General features: G+C 59.3%; 15 protein-coding genes. 2 read left to right on the top strand and 13 right to left on the bottom strand.

The features are described from left to right. Nucleotides 1–10: 10 nt before the first annotated feature. From FE782_RS27420 to FE782_RS27365, 12 genes are all read right to left on the bottom strand, one after another. Nucleotides 11–5008: an OmpL47-type beta-barrel domain-containing protein gene (locus FE782_RS27420; RefSeq protein WP_138197545.1), complete on the bottom strand. Its 4998-nt coding sequence runs from the start codon at nucleotides 5006–5008 to the stop codon at nucleotides 11–13. A gap of 91 nt (nucleotides 5009–5099) precedes the next feature. Further along, the gene (locus FE782_RS27415) at nucleotides 5100–6713 is read right to left on the bottom strand and encodes an extracellular solute-binding protein (protein ID WP_138197544.1); all 1614 of its coding nucleotides are present in this window, start codon (nucleotides 6711–6713) and stop codon (nucleotides 5100–5102) included. 63 nt (nucleotides 6714–6776) lie between these two features. Further along, nucleotides 6777–7658 carry a carbohydrate ABC transporter permease gene (locus FE782_RS27410; protein WP_138197543.1) on the bottom strand — a complete coding sequence of 294 codons (882 nt, stop codon included), beginning with the start codon at nucleotides 7656–7658 and terminating at the stop codon, nucleotides 6777–6779. A gap of 11 nt (nucleotides 7659–7669) precedes the next feature. Further along, on the bottom strand, nucleotides 7670–8638 hold the full coding sequence (locus FE782_RS27405) for an ABC transporter permease (RefSeq protein WP_238392680.1): 969 nt from the start codon (nucleotides 8636–8638) through the stop codon (nucleotides 7670–7672). A 178-nt stretch (nucleotides 8639–8816) separates the two neighbouring features. Then, nucleotides 8817–10631 carry a cache domain-containing sensor histidine kinase gene (locus tag FE782_RS27400; RefSeq protein ID WP_138197541.1) on the bottom strand — a complete coding sequence of 605 codons (1815 nt, stop codon included), beginning with the start codon at nucleotides 10629–10631 and terminating at the stop codon, nucleotides 8817–8819. Between the two features lie 36 nt (nucleotides 10632–10667). Further along, a complete protein-coding gene (locus tag FE782_RS27395; RefSeq protein WP_138197540.1) occupies nucleotides 10668–11783 on the bottom strand; it encodes a mandelate racemase/muconate lactonizing enzyme family protein in 1116 nt (371 codons plus the stop codon). A gap of 38 nt (nucleotides 11784–11821) precedes the next feature. Next, nucleotides 11822–13348: a response regulator transcription factor gene (locus FE782_RS27390; RefSeq protein WP_138197539.1), complete on the bottom strand. Its 1527-nt coding sequence runs from the start codon at nucleotides 13346–13348 to the stop codon at nucleotides 11822–11824. 45 nt (nucleotides 13349–13393) lie between these two features. Next, the gene (locus FE782_RS27385; RefSeq protein ID WP_158299583.1) at nucleotides 13394–14578 is read right to left on the bottom strand and encodes a mandelate racemase/muconate lactonizing enzyme family protein; all 1185 of its coding nucleotides are present in this window, start codon (nucleotides 14576–14578) and stop codon (nucleotides 13394–13396) included. 13 nt (nucleotides 14579–14591) lie between these two features. Further along, nucleotides 14592–15584, bottom strand: coding sequence for an aldose 1-epimerase (locus FE782_RS27380; protein ID WP_138197537.1), 993 nt, complete (start codon nucleotides 15582–15584; stop codon nucleotides 14592–14594). A 6-nt stretch (nucleotides 15585–15590) separates the two neighbouring features. After that, nucleotides 15591–16403 carry an SDR family NAD(P)-dependent oxidoreductase gene (locus tag FE782_RS27375; RefSeq protein ID WP_158299582.1) on the bottom strand — a complete coding sequence of 271 codons (813 nt, stop codon included), beginning with the start codon at nucleotides 16401–16403 and terminating at the stop codon, nucleotides 15591–15593. A 28-nt stretch (nucleotides 16404–16431) separates the two neighbouring features. Then, nucleotides 16432–17352 carry a dihydrodipicolinate synthase family protein gene (locus FE782_RS27370; RefSeq protein ID WP_138197535.1) on the bottom strand — a complete coding sequence of 307 codons (921 nt, stop codon included), beginning with the start codon at nucleotides 17350–17352 and terminating at the stop codon, nucleotides 16432–16434. 47 nt (nucleotides 17353–17399) lie between these two features. Next, nucleotides 17400–18557 (bottom strand): mandelate racemase/muconate lactonizing enzyme family protein, encoded by a 1158-nt coding sequence (locus FE782_RS27365; protein ID WP_138197534.1) that lies wholly within the window; start codon nucleotides 18555–18557, stop codon nucleotides 17400–17402. A gap of 140 nt (nucleotides 18558–18697) precedes the next feature. On the opposite strand from FE782_RS27365, the gene FE782_RS27360 reads away from it, so the two are divergent. Together FE782_RS27360 and FE782_RS27355 are read left to right on the top strand one after the other, a co-directional pair. Then, nucleotides 18698–19681, top strand: coding sequence for a 2-dehydro-3-deoxygalactonokinase (locus FE782_RS27360; RefSeq protein ID WP_158299581.1), 984 nt, complete (start codon nucleotides 18698–18700; stop codon nucleotides 19679–19681). Between the two features lie 32 nt (nucleotides 19682–19713). Further along, nucleotides 19714–20505, top strand: coding sequence for an IclR family transcriptional regulator (locus tag FE782_RS27355; protein ID WP_158299580.1), 792 nt, complete (start codon nucleotides 19714–19716; stop codon nucleotides 20503–20505). 58 nt (nucleotides 20506–20563) lie between these two features. Here FE782_RS27355 and FE782_RS27350 read toward each other — a convergent pair whose 3' ends face one another. Continuing rightward, the gene (locus tag FE782_RS27350; protein ID WP_158299579.1) at nucleotides 20564–21529 is read right to left on the bottom strand and encodes an aldo/keto reductase; all 966 of its coding nucleotides are present in this window, start codon (nucleotides 21527–21529) and stop codon (nucleotides 20564–20566) included. Nucleotides 21530–22225: the final 696 nt, after the last annotated feature.

The raw sequence follows: 22225 nt of genomic DNA, 5'->3' as shown, positions 1-22225 counted from the left end.
GGTGCCTAGCCTATTCCTGATGATGCGGAACGCGTACTTCCGTCGTTACCGTCGTTGCATTCCCCGCTTCATCCTCGATCGCGTATACGATCGTGTATATTCTTCCGTCGCCGGTTCCGAGCCTCGTCGCTCTCAGCTGGAACTCCCGGTCGTCGGTGCCGAAATTCGCATCCTGAACGTCCGTCGTTCCTTCTTCGGCCGGTTCGTTGCTTTCGATCGATACCAAGGACACCGACGCGACCCCGGATCCGGCGTCGGACGCTTCCACCGTCGCTTGCACCTGCACCATCTTGCCGTTCGGCGGCCAGATCGTCCCGGGATCGGCCGACAGCGTCGCCTCGGGCGCCGTCATATCGATGCGGAAGCTTACCGCCTTCGCGCCTTCGACGTTGCCGGCGGCGTCCGCGCTGTAATATTCCACCGTATACGTTCCGTCATCGGCGATAACGAACGGACCGGCGTAGACGGCCCATGCGCCTTCGTTCACGCGGTAGACGGATTCCGTCACCGACGATCCCCCGTCCGCCGCGGCGATGGCGACTTGTACGGGGGCGGCGTACCAACCGCCGGCTCCGCCTTCGCCGACCGGTGCAACCGCGGCCGTCGATTCCGGCGCCGTCCGGTCGATGCGGAACGCCGCCGTCTTCGCGGATTCCGAATTCCCGGCGTTATCCGTACTGTAATACTCCAGCATGAAGTCCCCGTCATCGGCGATCGAGAACGGTCCGACGTATGCGGTCCACTCGCCGCCGTTCAGGCGGTATACCGTATCCTTCACGCCCGATACGTCGTCCGTCGCGTGCAAGGATACGTTCACCGGACTCTTATACCACCCGTTGACTTCGGCTTCGCCGGTCGTCGGCGCAAGCTCGACGTTCGTCGTCGGCGCCGTCAGGTCGATCGGGTGAATCGTCAGATCGATGTTGTAGTCGCGATAATCCTTTAGCGGCACCTCCGCCGTAGGCAGCACCACCAAGACGGTCGTACCGTCCGGACGCACCTCGTTCCTTACGATCCTGCTGTCCAATGCGAGCGGCGAGCCGTCCGCCTTATGCGTGAGCGTTCCCGTAATGCGTAGGTCCTTTAAGTAATTTTCCGTAACCGGGAACGGGAACGGCGCGACGGGGACGACGAGGCGGATGACGCCTTCCGACGGATTCATGCCCGGGAAGTTCACCCGGACGTCGAAGGGATCGAATGCGCCCAGCGGCGCCGGCGGATGAACGGTCAGCGTAACGTTATAATCGCTGTAGTTCCGAACGGGAACCGTCGCGGTCGGATAAAGCACCAACACGGTCGTCCCGTTCGTGCGAACTTCATTGCGCTTGATGACGCTGTCGAACGGCAGTACGGAACCGTTCGTCTTGTGCTTGAACTCGCTCGTGACGCGAAGACCGATCAACAGGTTCTCCGTCACCTCGAACGGGAAGTCCGCGACCGGGACGACGAAGCGGATGACGCCTTCTGTCGCGTTATCGCCTTTCGTCGTCACGGTCGTGTCGAACGCTTCGAAGTCGTACACGGTCTCCGGGAACTCGATGCCCCCGTCCGCGAAGTCGTTCGGCGCAAGCGTCCCGCCGCCGAGACTTTCGATTTGCCCGTTCGTCTTCGTCGCTTGCAGCGAATACGTGAATTTCTTCGTCGGATCGTCGACCTTAATCAAAAACTCATAGGGATATCCGACATTTTCCACGGTCTGAGACGGTCCGTCGCCGATCCGGTACGTCATCTGCAGCTTGCTCGTCGCGTCGTCCTTATCGGAGATATAGACGTAAGCGTGATAGCTCTCCGGCGAAATCTGAATGACATGCCCTTTGCCTCTCGTGTGCTGCGATACGGTTTCTCCCGCCTTGTTGGAATACTCGTAATCCGGATTCGCGTACGCCGGCGCTTCCACGCCGGGAAGCCGCAGCAGGACCGACCGGATGCCCTTCGCGGGAATCGAGATCGTGAAGCTACCGTCGACGACGGCGATCTGAGACGCCGCTCCGTTCGCTTCGTACACGGTCGCCGTGCCGACGTACCCTTCGCCGCCGACGACCTTCTCCCCTAGCGCGATCGTGCTTGTCACGGTCTCGTTGCCCTCGTTCATCAACGCCAGGCCGAGAACGCCGTCCTTCCGGGCCGCAATATAATCGATCTCCACGGTGTCCGGTTCTATAATGCCTCTGTCGAGCCACAGCCACATGTCTTCTTCGTCGTAGAACCGTCCCGGCGCATGGCCGAACTGATTCGAGGCGAAGTAGGCATAGCCGGACTGGTAGATCGACGGGAAGGAGATGTTCCGGTCGGACTTCGCCCATGCGCTGTTGATCAAGAAATCCTCAAGCATGGAGATGAAGACCGGGATATGGTGCCAATAAATCGACGTGAAATCCGGTCCGACGTACGGATAATCCGCCTTCATCTGATGCAGGATCGGCCGGTCTTGATAATAACCGGGGTAATTGCCGAATCGGCCGATCATCGCGTTGCGCGCCATCGTCTCGAAATACGGATCCCCGGTATACTCCGACAGCTTCACCAGCATCCCTGCCCAGTTGTTCATCGTGATGACGTTGCCGTGTCCGGGCGTCCGCGGATGCTCGGTACCCATGCCCGCTTTGGCGATGATCCAGCCCGGCGCGGTCTCCTCCTGCAGCGGCGGTCCGGCTTCCTGCGGCGGCAGCGCGAGCCCGTCGGGATTGCCGAGCCGCCATTGCTGATCGCCGTGCCACCAGAACGTGAAGCGGTCCGCGACGAGCGGCCGTTCCGCCGTGGCGACCGGGTCCACCGTATAGTCGGACTCGGCAAAGCCGTTGTGATACCCCGTCGTCCACAAGCCGGTGACGAGCAGCCGCGCGCTCTCCTCCGCCGCGTTCAGATATTTCTGTTCCCCGGTAGCCTCGTAGGCGGCCAAAAACGTCGTCACCATCGGAATGTAATCGCCGTAAATAAAGCCGCTGACGAACCGCGATTCCCGGTTCGTCGGCGAATTCGGATAATTCGCCAAATATTGATCCGCGGACGCCTTCGCCTTGGCGACGTAAGCCGGGTCTCCGGTATATTTGTACAGCGCCGCCTGGTCGGCGACGCCGGCCAAGTTGCCGGTTTCCTTCGCGGAGCCGATCGCCGTATCCATCAGGAACGGCATGCGTCCTTGCGTCATCTCGTACAAGCCGCCGTAGACGCTGGCCGAATAGTTCGCGACCGGCCCGCCCATCGGCGACGGCGGGTTCGCGACGTAGTTGCCCCCACCTGGGCTGTTCGTAATCTTAAAGTGATAGTTCAGACGGCTGAGCAGGAACGCGAGCGTGGGGACGGCGCGTTCGTCCAAGATCGCTTCGTTTTCCGTCAGCAAGTATCGCTGCACCGCCGTCATAGCGTTGGACGTTGTGGACAGATGCCGCTCTTCCATGTTGTAGTGCGCCATGTTGACGGGATCCCAACCGCCGTAGTCGTCGTCCATCATTAAGTCCGTAGCGTTGTAGATCGCTTCGTTCAGCGAATGGAAGTAGTTCGTCCGCAAGTCTCTAAGGTTGAACATCTCTTCCGACACATGCGTCAGCGTGTCGTACCATGAATTCAGATGGTTTACGATCCGGTAAGATACCTGGTAGCTGTCGCCGCTGTCGAAGCGGCTGTGCTCCGTACCGAACAGCGGGGCGATCAGCTGCGGCCGGACGTTCCGCGCTTGATCCCTCAACACCAAGCCGAAGTGAGAGGTGTCCGGATATACGTAGCCTTGCGGCACGCTGGTCGGGTCCATGACGACCCCGGAGGTCAGCTGCTTCCCTGGGACCTTCGATTGATGTTCTTTGAAGTGCAAGGTAGCCATCGGCGTAAACAAATAGCTTTCCGGGATCATGCTGGAGCTCTGCGGCACGGCCTTCTTCACGTACAGCAACGGGGCGGTCACCGTATCGTAATCCGCATAATCGACGCCGTCGCCGCTGAACAGCATGAACGAATATGCGCCCTGCTGCGGGAATACGGCGTTCAGCGTCACTTTCGGATCGTCCGTAAGCGCATCCAACTCGAACGTTACCGTCAGATCCGCTTCCGTGTTCGGGAAGGTCAGCTCGATCTTATTGTCCGCGACCTTCTCGAAGTCGGACGGGATGAACCAGACCGGCACGCCGGTCGTGAAGAAGTCCTCCGCGACGGCGGTCACCTCCCGTCCGTTGATTATGACGGTCTGCTCGACGAGCGTGAACTGCTCGTTCTCGCCGGCGAATTCGCTGTTCAGCGCGGACATCATCAGGAAGCCGAGCTCCTCCGTCTTTCCCTTCACCGAAACCCATTGCCCGGCGTCCTTCACGAAGATCTCGTTCTGCACGAGATCGCCCTGCGCGCCGGCGCCCCGATGGAACACGACCTTCACGGAATCGTTCTCGATCGACTCGGACTCGACCGGGGTCACGTCCTCCCTCGCCCAAGCCGGGAAGTCGGCGGGCGGCAGCGATTCGAACGGACTCATGGGCTTGACGATCTTCATCAGCTCTTCCTTATTCTCGGGCGGAACCAAGCTTACGTCTTCGGATAGGAAGAACCCTTCGCTTCTGGCGAAGAAACCGGAGGTATCTACGAGCGCCAGCTCGTGAACGCCTTCCTCCAGAAAATAAACCCCGACCTCGGACCACCGGAAGCCCTCCATGCCATGGTCGCCGAACCGTTCGGCGGCCATGACGCCGTCGACCGCGACGTGGAACGTTCGGGTGCCCGGCTGGTTCGTCGCATAGTCGCGATCGCGGACCCACAGCCTGTAATTGGCCGCTTTCGTAATGTTGACCTCGGCGATGGCAGGCTCTCCTCCTTCGCCGTTGGCTTCTCCGGGAATCGAAGCCGTCGCCCGGCCGGTCACCCAGTCGCCTGACAACGTCCAAGTGCCGAACGACTTGAAGGCGTAAGGCGTAATCCAATAGTGCCGGGTCTCTCCCGCCGGCTCTTCCGCGGCGCGCGCGGGCGAAGCCGGGAAGGCCGGAATGACAAGACAGATCGTGAGCAGCAACGCGAGCAGCTTCCTCATCATCTTCCTCCTCGAACGATGTCGTTATATAGGCCTTATAAGTCCGCTTGCCGCCCTGTGGAAGCGGCGGCAAGCGGATTCTCGGATGAAATTACTGTTGCGAGCTCTTGATGTACTCGTTCATTTGCTCGACGTACTTCTGGCCGCCCTTCTCGTACCATTGCGCCAGCAGGTTGTCGAATTCGTCGACCGGCAGCTCGCCGATCATGATTTTCGTAATCGTCTCGTCCCAGATCAGCTTGAAATCCATGTAATCCGGTTCCCTCGACGCCGGCGGGACGTATCCTTGATCCAAAGAGAACGCGACGGTCTCGATCGAACGGTCGACCCACTTCTTCACGATCTGTCTTTCTTCTTCGGGCAGCTTTGGGTCGATGAAGAAGTCGCCGTCGCCCGCTCTGCGCACGATCGCTTTGCGCCAAGGCGCCGTGACCTCGGGGATGTATTGCTTTTGTCCGTCCACCACATTGTACTCGACGCCTTCGACGCCGTATTTCACCATATCGAAGCCTTCGTCCGAAAGCAGCCAATCGAGCACCTGCAGCGCGCGTTCCGGGTGCTTCGCCTTGTTCGTGACGCCCCATACGCCGAAAATCGCCGTACCGTAGGCGACGCCTTTCAGCTCGCCTTGCTTATCCTGAATGAAGATATACGAAATTTCCGTCTCCGGATTGAGTTCTTTCCCAGCTTTCTCGGCGCCCGGCGCATTCCCGGAGAATTCGTAGCGAATGCCCGTAATGCCGCGCTTGAACCGGTCGATCGACGCGCTCCGGTCGACGACGGCCGAATCCGGGTCGACGAGCCCTTCCTTGAACGCCATCTGCGTATAAGCGAGCACGTCCTTATATACCGTCGAGTTTTTGTCGTACATCGGCGTCATATATTCGAATTCCCCGCCGGACGACTTCTGCCAGCCTAAGTTGCCGAATTGGGACGATAGAATCGGATCGATCAATTTCGTCGTATTGAGATAGCCCGCAAAGCCGTACGTGTCGTTCTTGCCGTTCCCGTCCGGATCGTCGAACGTAAACTTGCGCAGAATGTCGGTGAATTGATCGATCGTCACTTCGCGGCTCTCCGGCACCTGAATGCCGAGATTGTCGAGCCAATCCTGACGGATGATGAAACCGTCGTTCCGGGCGACCGACGTGCGCGGAATGCCGTAAATATTGCCGTCGCGCAGCGTCTCGAGCGCTTCCCAAGAGACGTCGTACGTGTATTGCTTAATATTCGGCAGCAGGTCCAGGAACGGATTCACCGGGATGACGATGCCCTCGTTGACGGCGTTCAGGAACGTCTCGTCCGTCTCGGCCGGGAACATGACCATGTCCGGATAATCCCCGGAGACGAGCGACAGCTGAAGCTGCTCCTTGTATCCCGTCGACGGCGGGACGATCCATTCCAAATCGACGTTCAGCGCCGCTTCGACCTTGTCGAACAACGCTTGGTCCGCCGGCGCGACGTCCGCCGGGTTGAAGTTGGCCATAATCTTGATCGTGACCCGCTCCGACGTATCGATCCCGGTCGGCGCGGCCGGCGTTTCGGTCTTCGGCGTTTCCGCGGTCGCGCCTCCGGCAGGCGGCGTCTCGGTCGTGCTCGAACCGCTCGGCTCCTCTCCGCCGGAGCCGTTGCCGGAGCAGGCGGCTAACACGAGCATCGTCGTGACGATCCCGAAGCTGAGCATACTTTTAAAAGGTCGCTTCATGGTAAAACTCCCCTCATATAATTTGTTATTTATAATAAAGGCTTGTGCCTCTACTACCGATCGTCAGCCTTTCACGGAACCGAGCATGATGCCTTTGACGAAATATTTTTGCAGGAACGGATATACGCAGAGAATCGGGATCATGACGATCATCAGCGTGGCGTACTGAAGGGTGACGGGCGTGATGTTCAGGTTCGAAGTCTCCGCCGCGTTATCCCCGCCGCCGCCCATGATCGAGTTCAGCTTCGAGCCCTCGATAATTTCGCGCAGGAACAGCATGAGCGGCCACTTATCCACATCGCGGATATACACGATCGCATTATAGAAGTTGTTCCAGTACCCTACGGCCGAAAACAAACAGAGCGTCGCGATAATCGGTCCCGACAGCGGAGCGACGATGCGGAACAAAATGTAAGGGTCGGACGCGCCGTCGATGCGAGCCGCTTCTTCCAACTCCTCCGGAATATGTTCCATGAACGTCTTCATCAAAATCAGATTGAAGCCGGTAATGAGCGCCGGCAGCACGAGAGCGGCCAGCGTATTGATCAGTCCGAGCTCGCGCATCAAATAATAGTTCGGGATGAGTCCCCCGTTGAACAGCATCGTGAACACGATGGCGACCATGATCAGCCCGCGGCCTCTAAGGTGCTTCTTGGACAACGGGTATGCCGTCACGAGATAGAGGAAGATGCCGATCAATACGCCGGAGACGGTGACGATAATCGTATTCAAGTAGCTGGACCACAGCACCGGATGCTTCATGATTTCCTGATACGCTTTGAACGAGATGTCCTTCGGCCAGATCCGCATCGGATTTTCCACGTAGGCGGAGTATTCGCTGATGGATACGGCGAACACGTTCAAGAACGGGAAAAGCATCAATAGCGTGACGAGCGCGACAAGCGTATTGTTGACAGCATCGAAAAGGCTGAATTTGAGGCGCATTCTCTTCCCTCCTACCAAATGGATTTCCCGCTGATTTTACGGGCCGCGTAGTTCGCCGAAATGATTAAGATAAATCCGACCACGCTCTTGAATAACCCGACCGCCGTTGCGTAGGACAGTCGTCCGTCTTGCAGGCCGATGCGGTACGTATACGTCTCGAAAATATCGCCCGTCTCGTACGTCACCGGGTTATATAACAGGAACACCTGCTCGAAGCCGTTGTCCAGAATGTTCCCGAGACTCAGAAGAAGCATGATGACGACCGTCGTCGCGATCCCGGGAATCGTAATGTATAATATCCGCTGCATCCGCGAGGCGCCGTCGATCTTGGCCGACTCGTACAACGTCGGATCGATGCCCGTCATCGCAGCCAAATAGATTATGGTTCCCCAGCCGATGCCTTTCCAAATTTCGGCGCTGACGATAATCGTTCTGAAATATTGCGGTTCCTGCAAAAACTTGATCGGCTCGCCGCCGAAGGCCGTTACGATTTGATTCGCGATGCCGTCCGTCGGAGAGAGGAAGTTGATGACGATGCCGGCCAATACGACCCATGAAATAAAATGAGGCAAATACAGAATCGTCTGCGATATCCGCTTGAACGCCATCTGCCTAACCTCGTTCAGCATTAGCGCCAGGATGATCGGCGCCGGGAAGCCGAAAACAATCTGGTACACGCTGAGCAAGATCGAGTTCCTTAGAACCCTAATGAAGTGCGCGGAAGAAAACAACGTCTCGAAGTTGGCGAGGCCGATCCATTCGCTGCCCCAGATCCCTTTCGCCAAGCTCAATTGTTTGAACGCGATGACGATGCCGAACATCGGCGCGTATTTAAAAATGAGAAAATACAACAACCCGGGAATCAAAAAGATGTACAGCCACTTATTTTTGATAAAGTATTTCAGGAAGCTTTCTTTTTTCGCCGCAACGATTCGAATAGGCTGAACGGAGCCTTCGATGTCGGGATTGGATTGCGCCACGTCGATGTCTCTCCTCTCCATCTTGGGACTTACCGGACTTTCCTGACTTCAGTATAAAACCCTCCTCCCGATATAAAAATTCCCCTCAATCTACAAATAGTGAGGGGATGTAAACGCTTTATTGTTATCGCTTTCATCGTGGTGGGGCGCCGTTGACATTTGGTGCGGCGGGAACCACTTACGTCCGTTTCGGTATCCGCATCTCGACGATCGTCCCTTCCCTTTCCTTGCCGTAAATGCGAACGCCGTACGCTTCTCCGAAGACGAGCCGAATTCTTTGGTTTACGTTGCTGAGCCCGATATGGGCGTCTTCCTTGATTTCGTCGGATTGGATATCTAGGTTTAGCTTATCCGCCGCCGCTTGGCTGAGTCCGACCCCGTTGTCTTTGATTTTCAGCACGACGGACTCCCTCTCCTCGTAGCCGATAATGCTGATGACGCCAGGCCGGCCGGAAGGCTTAATCCCATGATAGATGGCGTTCTCGATAATCGGCTGCAGCGTAAGCTTCACCGTCGGAAAGTCGAGAATGCTTCCGTTAATTTTCCAAATAACTTCCAATTGATCCTTATAGTGAAGCTGCTGCACCTCCACATACAATCTGGCGTGCTCCATCTCCGCCCGGAGCGGAATAATGTTGTCCCCGGTCGACAAGCTGAGCCGCAGCAGTCTAGACAGCGTGTGGATCATGACGGACGCCTCGTTCTTGCCGTTCGTCAGCCGCATAACCTTCCAATTGATCGCTTCCAGCGTGTTGTACAGCATGTGAGGATTGATTTGCGCCTGCAGCGCGATGCCTTGCGCTTTGCTCATCATCTCGTACCTGCGCCGCAGCTCCTGCTCCATCTCCTTCTTCTGTTCCGAGGATTCCAGAATCGTAGCCGCGATGTATTTGATTTCGTTGTTTTCGACGCCGGACGCCCTGCTCTTGAAGTCTCTCATCGGCGGATGACTGCTCTCCAGCAAGTTTAAGATCCCCCGAATCGGTTGGTACGTCTGGACGGAAATGAGAAACGCGATCAAGAAGCTGGAGCCGATCCCGAGCGCGAACAGCAGAAAAATGAAGGAACGGAGCTGGCTTTGCCTCGATTCGTAATGCTCCAGCGGAACGATGGAAAGATACGTCCATTCGCCGCGGGAGGACGGTACCGCCGAGACGATCCGATCCATGCCTTCGTACCGAATAATGTCGGAGAACGGCGTTCCCGACAATAACGGAAACGGCAATTGCGGATGATGGGACTCGATGGGTTTAGTTATTAAGCCCTGTTCCTGCGTGTAGACGATGTTCCCTTGCCGATCTAATATGTAGATTTCCTGTTCCGGCGTAATCTCCTTCAGCAGCGGTCTCAGCTGTTCGGCGCTGATCGTGACGGTCAGCAGGCCTTCTTTGTTCGCGCCGCCCATCGGAAGCTTGCGGAATATGACCAAGCTGTATTCCGTCGTATCGAGCGTCGGCTTCCGGAGCGCGCTGACCCAGAAGTTCCGTTCGTCCTTCTTGGCCAAGTATTCGTCGTACCACCACCGGTGTTCGTACTTGTCCAACGCTCCTCCGCTCGTCGAGGAAAGCAAATAATCGTTGTTCTCGTTTTTTGCGTAAATTTGGATCGAGTCCACGTAAGGATTCGTTACCATCGAGGTGCCGAGGATTTCTTGAATCCTCCGAATTCTTGAAATCATGGAGTAACCGAGGGGATATTCGATGTTTTTTTCCGATAGAAACAGTTCGACGTCCGGATCGGCGCCGAGTCGGATGCCGAGGCTTTCCGCCTCCGCCATGATGATGTCCACCGTGTCGCGGATCCGGGTCAGCTCACTGGCGCTCGCGCGGCTGACTTCCTCCCGCATCGTCGAATCGTTATATAGAAATACAAGATAATGCAGGCATACCAAGGGGACCATCAGCAGAAACAGGACGATCATGAAGTTTTTAATGAAGATGCTCTTGAATTTGTAATTTCGGATATACGTCCACAACGATGCTCTTTCCTTCATGTCGTCCCCCCAAGGTAACCTTCTTCCGCGCGAAAATTAAATCACGAGTTGTTTCAATGCGGCGTAATCCGGTTCGACGCCCAACCCGGGGCCATGCGGAATCGCGAGCGCTCCTCCCTTGCACGTCAGCGGCTGGAGCAGCAGCCGATTCGCCGATTCGAAGACGTTCGGCTTCCACTCCAGCATGTACAAGTTCGGTGCGGCCGCGCTTGCATGAATCGATGCGGCGATGCACACCCCTAAGCCCGAGCTGGAGTGAGGCGCGATTCGACGATGGAACGCTTCGCCCAGCTCGGCGATCGCCTGAAACTCGCTAATGCCCGTGCGTCCGACGTCCGGCTGAAGGAAGTCGGCGGCTTCTCGCACTAGCAGCTCCTTGAATTGGTATCTCGTTCGCTCCGCCTCGCCCAGCGCGACCGGAACGGACGTCTTCTTCCTAAGCGTTCTATGGTCGTCGATGGCTTCCGGTGCGAGCGGACATTCGAAGAAGGCGACCTGCAGCTCGCGCAATCGGTCGGAGAAGGCGATCGCCTCGTCCAACGTAAATCGCCAGAGGGCGTCATAAAGCAGCACGGCATCCGGTCCGACGGCGTCTCGGAACGCTTCGGTCAGCGGTACGCCCTTAAACGCGGAAAAGCCGGCCTCCATGTAGGCCAGCGCCGACTCCGTCTTCTGTCCTTCGTTCGCGCCCGAGAGTCCCGAGACGTATACGGGAATCTCGTCGCGAACCTTGCCTCCCAGCAAGCTCCAGACGGGGACGCCCAGACTCTTCCCCTTCAAGTCCCACATGGCGATATCCAAAGCCGCGATCGCGTCCAAGAATACGCCCGTCGTATTGCCCCTTACACGCATGGAATCGTACATCTCCCGCCAGAGCGCCCTGGGATTCCGCGGGTCCTTGCCGATCAGCAGCTCCTTCAGAAACTTCTCGATCCATGCGCCGGTCGCTTCCGGGGCGACGGGAGCGAGCGCCTCTCCCCAACCGATCGTTCCTTCGTCGGTCTCGACTCTGACGAACAACGCTTCGGGCCGGTTCGCGTACGCGGTTCCGTTCGCGCGCGACGTCCGGTAGCGTTCCGTCTCGTTCGAAGGGGCTGCGGCGTCGTACGCGGGCAGTCGAATCGGCAGCGCTTCGACGTTCGCGATGCGCATTCGGAATCCTCCTCTCTTCTTCGGGCCCTAACGCGAGATCACTCGGCGCGTTCCCGATATTCGCTGGGCGAGAAGCCCGCATACCGCTTAAACAGCTTGTAAAAGTGTCTGACGTCCTTGTAGCCGGCCTTCTCGCATATTTCGTAAATTTTCAAATTCGTATCCCGCAGCAGTTGAGCGGCTAAATTCATCCGAACCTCCGTGACGTAATCCGAGAAGCCGCTCCCGGTTTCCAGCTTGAAGAGTCGGCTCAGATATACCGGATTCAAATAGACGAAATCCGCTACTTCGGATAAGGTAAGGTCCTTCCCGAGATTTTCCCGGATGTATTGCTTCGCCTTCGAGATGACCCTCCGCTCGGTCTCGGCGTTCATCCCCGCTTCTTCTTCCCGCCGGCTCAATCCTTGCAGGAGCGATTCGCTGATCCGCTCGATCTCTTTCAAGTCTTCGGATTTGCACAGCTGCATGAGCCGGGCGCTGCCGCTTTCCGCCGCGTACACCGCGCTCAAGCTGCCGAACAGCTGAATGAGGATCGACTTGACGTCGTCGATCCTCTCCCCGCCGTACGTCGCGAGATATAACTTCAGCAGCCGGCCCGCCTCCTCGTATTTCCCCGCCTCCAAACATTCGATCCAACGGCGCTTGTCTTCCTTCCACTGCCGCGGCCGCCCGTCCGTCGTCGGTTCCGTTCGCAGGCGGAGGGAGCGCTGCTCCTCCAAGAAATCGATCAATCGGCCGTATACGGTTTCTACCCGCCATTCGATCGTCAGCCCGATCAAGGAACGCAGTCGGGACGACGCCTGGCGGAAGATCCGTTCGATCTCCTCCGTCAGCTCGCCCTTCTCCGGATCGACTCCGACCGCCAGCATCGTCAACGGGCGGTCGATCGGACCGTACGGCAGCAGCGTGACGGTCGACGCGTTCTCGATCAGGCCGCCCAGCAGCGCGCGCTGCACCGTATCCGCCGGGGAAGCGGGGGTCCAATCGATTCGAACGGGAGCGCAGGCGCACGTACTCGGGTCGATGTTCAGACCGATCATCTCGAACTGCCGCATGATTTCTTCCTCGTCGGCGGTCGTATCGAGCAGCAGATGGGGGAGGTAGCGTTCCCTTAAATACCGCACCATCTGCTCGCGCATCTCCTTTTCCATCGCCAGCCGATTCCGGTCGAGCCGCTCCTGATCGAGCTGCTCCTTCAAGCCGCGGAACACCTTGTAAACCTCGTCCAGATCCGTCGGCTTCAATAAATAATCCTGCACGTTATACCGGAGCGCTTCCTTCGCCAGCTCGAACTCCTGGTATCCGCTGATCAGAACGACCTTCGCCGGGATCCGATGTTCGTAAATATGCTTCGCGAGGTGTAAGCCCGACACGAACGTCATTCGAATGTCCGAGAGGACGACATCGACGCGGGCGTCCTGCAGGTAACGAATCGCTTCCTCGCCGTCCTTCAGCACGGCCGCCACCTGAAAGCCGCAGCTCTTCCAATCCACGATCTCCGCCAGGCCGTTCCTGACTTCTTCGTCGTCGTCCACGATTAAAATTCGATAGGCCGCATCCTTCATCTCAGACCTCCGATGTTAAGATGGGTTTCCCCGGTGCCGATGATCTTACGCTTTGACTTCGAAATACTCCGTGACCGCCCCTCGCATCGCCTGCTCGTCGATGTCTACGCCGAGGCCCGGGTCGTTCGGCACGACGATCTCTCCCCGCTCCAACCGGAAGGAAGCGTTCGAGTAATCCGCGCTTCGCTTCAGGGCGCTCGGTTGGTATTCGTAGATGAGGAAATTCGAGATCGCCGCGGACACATGAATCGACGCGGCGTGACCGACGGCTTGATGCGCGCTCAAATGCGGCGCGAACGGGACGTGGAACGCTTCCGCCAAATGAGCGATCCGCATCATCTCCGTGATGCCGTTCCGCCCCATGTCCGGCTGCACCACTTCCGCGGCGCCGGAGGCGATCCAATCCTTGAACGTATAAATCGTGCGAAGCGGCTCCCCTACGGCGACGGCGGTGTCGATCGCCTCCGCCAGCTTGCGATGGCCTTCCCGGTCCTCGAACGTGAGCGGCGCCTCGAAGAACATCGCGTCCATCTCGCTTAACGCCCGGCCTAACGTATACGCCTCCGTGTGCGTGCACTTGCCGTGCGCGTCGAACATGAGGTCCATCTCGGTCGCGTCGTACTTGGCGCGGATCGCTTCGAGCAGCTCCAGATCGAGCTTCTTCCCTCTGCCGAACGTGTGAATCTTCACGGCGTCGAAGCCTTCTTCCTTCAACCGATCTACATTCTCGAGCCGCTCCTTGACGTCCGCTCCCGGCACGCTGGAGCAATAGCAACGCAGCTTGTCGCGGTAGGGTCCGCCGAGAAGCGCATAGACCGGCTGGCCGAGCGCCTTCCCCTTAATGTCCCAGAAGGCAATGTCGAGGCCCGCCATCGCGTCGACCAAGTACCCGCCAGTATACCCGCGTTCGCGGAGCGTGTCGAGCATTTTGTCCCATAAATACTGGTTTCTCATCGGGTCTTCGCCGAGCGCCATCGGCGCCAAGTGGTGCTTTAGGATCGTCGCTACGACCTCCGGGTTCGTCGGCGCCAAAATTTCGCCCCAGCCGACGATGCCTTCGTCCGTCGTCACCTTCACGAATACCGTCTCCGCGTTCACGGAATAGACGCAGGAGCGGCGGTTGCTGTCGGCGACGAAATAATCGTCCGTAATGAACCGCTTGCCGCCCTTCTGCACCGTCCCCGTCGGCCGGAGCTTCACGATATATACTTCTACATTCGTAACCTTCATGTTCATATCCTCCTTAAGCGGATGCGCCGTTGTCGACCGCGATGCGCCATCCGAATCGTCTCTCTTCTCCGGGCGCCAGCTCCAGCGCGCCGGTATCTAGCGCATCCAACGGCAGGTTATAAGCGTCCGGTATGCATGTATGCGGTTCCAAAGAAACCGACTCCCCCCACGGAGGAAGAAACAAGACCGTCACGGCGAACAAGCCGTCCGTCTCGTAACGAATGGTTCGATCGAGGCCTCGATCCTCCAGCCGGCATTCGTACGCATCGGTTCCCCTTGGATCCATGGCGAACTCGCGGCATTGGAGATAATGCAGGTTTCCTTCGATCCGGGATAGTTCCAGCCCTTCCCGAAGCGAGTCGGCTAGGCTCGACGCCTTCGGCGGGGCGCCCGCTCCGCCGTCCTCGTTCATCGTCCACTGCGCATAGGCCGGGATGCGGAGCGTCGTGCGGCCTCGGTCGCAGGCGAAGTACGGATGATACCCGAGCGCGAGGGGGGCATGCCTGCTCCCCTCGTTCCGCACGCTGCCTTCAAGGGACAGCTCTCCTTCCTTCAGCCGGTATGTTACGGCGAAGCGCAGGTCGGCCGGATAAGCGGCGAAGCGGACCGGATCGTCCCGGTACGCGTACTCGGCTTGCAGGAACGCTCCCTGCTCCGCGTCCGCCCCCTGCCGCCCGATCCGCCAAGGCGCGATGCCGATTTCTCCGTGCATATTGTGCTTCCCGGACTTGACCGGCAGCGCGTACCGGACGCCTCGATGCTCGAACGCGCCTCCGCTCGTTCGCCCCGGCGGGGCGAGCGCCGGGATGCCGTAACGGAACGGCGTCTCCCGCAGCGCCGCGAAGGAAGGCGGCTGCAGCAGAACGTCCCTCCCCTGAGAGACGTAGCGGACGACGTTCATGCCGAAGCCGGGAAGGAGGTGCGCTTCGGCTTCCTCCTGCGCGTCGATCAACCGGCAGATCGATTCGCCGTCCCGTTCAAGCCATTCATAGCGATAACGGCTCATGGGCGACTACTCCTCCGACTCCAGCATATATCTCCCCGTCTTCCACCGCTGCCGCAAGTCCGGCCGGACGAGGCCGCTCGTCGCAAGAAGCGTCATGCCGCCGTCGACGACCAGATTGACGCCGTTCACGAACGCGGAGAGGTCGGAAGCGAGGAATAAGGCGGCGTTCGCCACGTCGGACGGAAAGCCGAGACGTCCTAACGGATAGCAATCCCGGTCGATCTCGAAGACCGGATCGCCCGAGCGCTTCGCTTGCTCTTCCTCGGTCATCGTTCGGCCGGGCGAGATGCAATTCGCGCGAATGCGATGCGCGGCGCCTTCGATCGCCAGCTGTTCGGTGAACGCCAGAATGCCGCTCTTCGCCGCGGAGTACGCCGCGAGTCCCGGGTTCGACCGGATGGCGTTGATCGACGACATATTGACGATCGCCGGCGCCGGCGACCGTTGCAGCAGCGGCAGCGCGTATTTGCTGCAGAGAAACATCGACGTAAGGTTCACTTGAATCGTATCGTTCCATTCCTGCAGCGTCGACTCTTGCACGGAACGTCCGCGCGTAACGCCCGCGTTGTTGACCAGAATGTCCAGCTCGGGGATCGCCGCGAACGTCCGCCGCACCGCGTCCTCGTCCGTCACGTCAAGCGGAACGGCTTCCGCTTGAAGTCCTTGCGCCCGTAAACGTTCCGCCGCGGCCTCCGCGTTCCGGACGTTCACGTCCGAGAGCAGCACGGCGCAGCCTTCCGACGCGAATCGTTCGGCGATGGCCCCTCCGAGCCTTCCGCCCGCCCCAGTAATGAAAGCCTTCCTGCCCGAGAGTAACAAGTTTAGTTCCCCCATAATAGCGGTTTTCTTACCTCTTCCAATTCAACACGAGCGGGTCGAGTCCCTTCAACGTTTCGAACGCTTCGCTGCGCAAGATATCGTCGATCGGAGCGTTCGGATTGCGCACGTATGCGGATCGAATGACGCCGCCCGCCTTCAGCACTTCCTTATGGACGGCCATGGCGAATCCGGCGATCGTTCCGATGCGGATGAAAGGCAGATATCGGTAGAATAGCGCTCTGGCCGCATCCTTGTCCCCGGAAACGAACAACTGATAAATCTGCACGCACACGTCCGGGAACTCGCAAGCCGGCATCGTGCCGACCGCGCCGCGGCATAGCTCTTCGTAATAGTACATGCCGTTCAACCCGCCGAACACCGTAAGGCGTCCTTCCGATTGCTCGATGACCTCCGTGATCTTCACCGTCGTCGGCGGCGCCTCCACCTTCACGTAAGCGATGTTCTCGTATTCCTTCGCCAGCTTCGCCATCGCGGGGACCGGAATGCTCACGCCGCTAGCGATCGGAGCGTCCTGCAACATGATCGGCACGTCGACCGCCTTCGCGATCGCGCCGAAATATTCGATCATCCGCTTCCCGTCCGGCTTCACCATATAAGGCGGCAGCACCATCAGCGCGTCCGCGCCCGCCTTCTGCGCCCACTTGCTCAGCTGCACCGCGCCTTCGAGTCCCGTGTGGCCGCTGCCGAAGACGAGGGGCACCCGTCCTTTCACTTCGTCGACGACGATGCCGGCGATCAACTCCCGCTCCCGCTCCAGCAGCGTGTACATCTCGCTGGCGTTGCCGAACAGGGCGATGCCGTCCACCTTCGCCGCCAGCTGGAAGCGAACGAGCTCGCGCAAGCTTTGCTCATCCACCTCTCCCGTTTCGGTAAACGGGGTGGCCAAAATCGGGTAAACGCCTTTCAAGGATGCTTGATTCGTTGACATGTTCGCATTCTCTCCTCGCGCTCTTATGTAAAATTCGTCTCGCGGCGTTACCGCTTCATCCAGCTTCTAAGCTTCTCTTCGTCCAGCTCCACGCCGAGCCCCGGCCCTTCCGGCAGCTCGTAGAAGCCCCCCTCGCATGCGATCGGATCCTTCAGCAGCTTATTCGCCACGGGGAGCACGGACGGTTGGTACTCCAAGATGTGAAAATTCGGAATCGCCGCGCTCAGGTGCAAGGTCGCCGCCGTGCAAACGCCCAGCCCTACGCTCAGGTGAGGCGCGACCTTGATATTGAACGCCTCCGCCATATTGGCGATCTTCCGCGTCTCGCCGATGCCCGCCCGGCCTACGTCCGGCTGCAATAGATCCGCTGCGCGTTTCACGAGCCGCTCCTTGAACTGATACCGCGTCCGCTTCGCTTCGCCGATCGCCACCGCCATGTCCAGCGCTCGGCAAATCTCGACGTGGCCGTCGATATCCTCGGGCAGTGTAGGCGCTTCCAAGAACTCGACTCCAAGCGCTTCCAACCGGCGTCCCAACCGGATGGCGTCGGGCACGCTGTATTTCCAATGCGCGTCGATCATGAGCCGGAAGTCGTCTCCGAGCGCTTCGCGCATCTCCGCCGCGATGCTCGCGTCCTCCCGTACGCCGTAGCCGAGGTGCAGCTTGATCGCCTCGAAGCCGCGCGCCTTCCACTCCAGAGCGAGCTGGACACGCTCTTCCTTGGTCTGTCTAGGGATGCCCGAGACGTACGCCGGGATCCGCTTCCGATGCGCGCCGCCGAGCAGCCGATAGACGGGGAGTCCGACCGACTTTCCGAGGAGGTCCCATAGGGCGATATCGACCGCCGTAATGGCGTCGACCATAAACCCGGAGAAGTAGCCTCGTTCTCTCATGGAGTCGTACAGCTTGTTCCAGATCACGTCGATATCCCTCGGATCCTCGCCGATCAGGAACGGCGATAAGAGCCGCTCGACGATCTCCCCGGTTACCTCGGGGCCGACGGGCGCCAACGCTTCGCCCCACCCGTGCGATCCGTCGTCCGCTTCGATCTTCACCAGCAGCGTCTCGAGATTGCGGGAATAGATGGAGCGATACTCCGGTCGGATGTAGTAATCGCGCGCCGGGTCCAGCCCCCGGGAATCTCCCAAATACACCGGTTCGTTGCGGATTTTCAAGGGAAAAACTTCGATTGCGGTAATGTTCACGGCGTGCCCCCTCTGCTGTATTCCGTAAAGCAACCTTCTAAGTCGAATAACAATTGCCAATTACACAACCATATTCTATAATGCGAATGAACATATTACAATACAATATTTCACTTCGGAAATTTGGAGGGGATACGATCTTGAAACTATTCGTCATCGATTCCGGCACGACCTCGAGCCGCGTGCGACTATACGACGGTGAGAGCGTCGTCGGCAGCGCCGTTCGGCAGGCGGGGGCTAAGGACGTCGCGATCCGCGGGGACAAGAGCGTCGTGACGGACGCCCTTCGCGATTGCATCGCGGAACTGTTGGAAGCGCATTCGTGCGCGCTCGACGAGATCGACGCCATCGTGGCGTCCGGCATGATCACCTCGGGCGTCGGCTTGCTCGAGATTCCGCACCGCGAAGCGCCCGCCGGCCTCGACGACATCGCTTCCGGGCTCGTGGCGAGGACGTTCCCGGACATCGCGGACCGGCCGATCTATTTCATTCCCGGCGTGAAGACGGGGTTCGGGGCGGACTCGGACATCGCGGAGAAGGATATGATGCGGGGCGAGGAGGCCGAGATCTTCGGGTATTTAGAAGGAGTGGAACCCGATCTAGGGTGGGGCGATCTCTTATTTATGCATTACGGCTCGCATCATAAATGCATTCTGCTCAGGCAGGGACGCATCGAGGGATGCCGGACGTCCATCACCGGGGAATTGATGATGACGATTATGCAGCAGACGATTTTGAAAAGCAGCCTGCAGTCCCTCTCCGAATTCGAGCCGGACGAGGCTTGGGTGCGGAAAGGGCTGGAGACGGCCGAACGGGCGGGCTTCGGCAGAGCCCTGTTCTCCGTGCGGGTCGCGGAGACGATGGAGGCGGCAGGCAAGGGGCGGGCGACGAGCTTCTACCTCGGCGCCTTGCTCTCGCTCGACTTCGCCCTGCTGCGGGAGATGATCACGCCGCGGACGCCGCGCCTCGTGCTATACGGCAAATCGTTGTATCCGTCGATCTTCGGGCCGCTGGTTCGGGAGCGGTATCCGGAGCTCGACGTCGTCGTCGTGTCCGAGGAGGAATCGGACCGTTTGAGCGCGCGAGGCGCGATGAGAATTTTCGAACGATATCAGGTACAATGAATGCATCATACTCTTACGAGGGATGGATCCCCATGAAGACGGAACAAGCGAATCCGATGATTACCCAGAGCGTGACCCGGGCGTTGGCCATATTATCCTGCTTCTCCGACGAACAGCCGGAGCTGCGCGTGATCGACTTTTCGAAGAAGCTGAACTTGACGCAGAGCAACGTCTCCCGGCTGCTCGCGACGATGGTCAGCTTGGGCTATGTGGAGAAGGACGAATTCAGCGGGTTTTACCGGCTGGGGCATCAGATCATTACGCTCGGCGGCATCGCGCTGAACAATTCCGAAATCCGGAAGCTGGCGCTGCCCGAGCTGTTCGACCTGGAGCGGCGGCTCGGCCTCGGCGCGAACGTGGCCGTGCTGAAGGCGCAATCCATGTTTTATTTGGCGCATGTGGACAGCCATCGGTCCCCGCGAATGTACACCTTGCTCGGACGGAGCAACCCGCTGTACAACACGGGCATCGGCAAAGTGCTGCTCGCGCACCTCGGCCGCGAGGAGGCGGCGGCGCTGCTGGACCGGATCGAACTGACCGCATACACGGATCGAACGATTACCGATTTAGCGGCGCTGCAGGAGGAACTGGAACAGGTACGTTCGAGCGGCTACGCGATGGAGCTTGAAGAGCTGGCGCTCGGAAGGGCCTGCATCGCGGCGCCTCTGCGGGGACGAAGCGGCAAGGTCGTGGCGGGGATCAGCTTGTCCGGCCCGCTCTCGGACATCCGCTTGCCGGAGCGGGAGCGCGAGCTGGCGGGCGTCTTGATCGAAGTCGCCGACCGCATCTCGACCAAGATGGGATATGTGACGGCGAGGATGTAGAATTGAAAGACGGCGGTCGGGGCGTTTGCGCCCTGTCCGCCGTCTTTCGTTTCGTTGATTAGGATAAGTACGCCAGCTCTTCCTCCGTAAACCGCGTCTCGTCCGCCGTTAGGCAGTCCAGGAGCTGCTCTTCCGTGTGGCAGCCGACGATCGGGATCGCCGGGAACGGCTGCGACGTCAAATACGCCAACGCGATTTGCGTGAAGGAGAGCGACTTGTTCTCCGCGATCGTCCGGATGCGTTCCAGCTTCCTCCGGTTGTCCTCCGTTCGATAGTGAGGCGCGACTCCTTCCGCATCGCCGTCGAGAGAGAGCCGCCCGTCCTGAAGCTTCGCGAACAAGCCTTGCGCCTGGGACGAATACGGAATCGCCGTTAGGCCGGACGTTCGGTGAAGGCGGTGCATCTTCTCGTCCATCGCAACGAGCGTAGGATCCTGGAACTTCGCCGCGTCGACGGCGGCGACGCTCCACATCGGCTGATTCGCCGAGAAGCCTTGCACGCCGTGCTCGGCCGCGTATCGCTGCGCCTCCCCGATCCGTTCCGCCGTCCAGTTCGAGCAGCCGAAATAACGGATGTTCCCCGCCCGGACTTGCTCGTTCAACGTCTCGAGGATGTCCCCCACGGGTCTGTCGCGGTCGTCGCGGTGCAGCCAATACAGATCGATTGTGTCCACCTGCAGCCGCTTCAAGCTGTCTTCGATGTCTCGGGCGATCTCCTGCGGCGACATTCTCGCGATATGCATCGTCGGGATGCGCGGGTGCGCCCCCTTGGTCGTGACGATCAGCGCGTTGCGGTTGTTCCTCGCCTTCATCCAAGCGCCGATCGTCTTCTCGCTTACGCTCGTCTCGCCGGGCAGCCAATTGGCGTACACTTCGGCCGTGTCGATCATGTTGCCGCCCGCGTCGACGTAGCGGTCCATCAACGCGAAGGACGCCTCCCGATCCAGCCGGCTGCCGAGCGGAACTCCGCCGAGCGCCAGCGACGAGCCGACCAAGTCCGTTCCTGCGATTCGCACGCGTTTCATCGTCATCGCCCTCCGATTCGTGAATGTTTTGTATATTTTACCATCCGGCGGGCGGGCTGTAACGGCATTTTTGCGCCGGCTCCTCCGTCATGCGCATCGGCGCTACGCTCGGCGGAGAGGCGGGGGGGGGGGGGGGGGGGGGGGGGGGGGGGGCACCGCCTAGCAAGCGCGAATCCGCGCTTAGACCGGCGGTTTTGGCGGAGGTTTCCGCTTTTAAGCGCGAATCCGCGCTTGGACCGGCGGTTTTGGCGGAGGTTTCCGCTTCTAAGCGCGAATCCGCGCTTGGACCGGCGGTTTTGACGGAAGCTTCGCTTGTAAGCGCGAATCCGCGCTTATACCGGCGGTTTAGACGGAAGCTTCCGCTTGTAAGCGCGAATCCGCGCTTGGACCGGCGGTTTTGACGGAAGCTTCGCTTGTAAGCGCGAATCCGCGCTTATACCGGCGGTTTAGACGGAGGTATCCGCAAGTAAGCGCGAATCCGCGCTTGGACCGGCGGTTTAGACGGAAGCTTCCGCTTTTAAGCGCGAATCCGCGCTTATACCGGCGGTTTAGACGGAAGCTTCCGCTTGTAAGCGCGAATCCGCGCTTGGACCGGCGGTTTTGGACTTCTGTCAAGAAAGTGGACACAAGTCTATGAAGCCTGGAGTTGCTTATGGTATTCCTTTTCGAACCGATGAGGGGGTAGATACCCAAGGG

It is taken from the genome of Paenibacillus antri (assembly GCF_005765165.1).
Taxonomy (GTDB): Bacteria; Bacillota; Bacilli; order Paenibacillales; family YIM-B00363; genus Paenibacillus_AE; species Paenibacillus_AE antri.
This window is presented reverse-complemented; position numbering and strand designations above follow the sequence as displayed.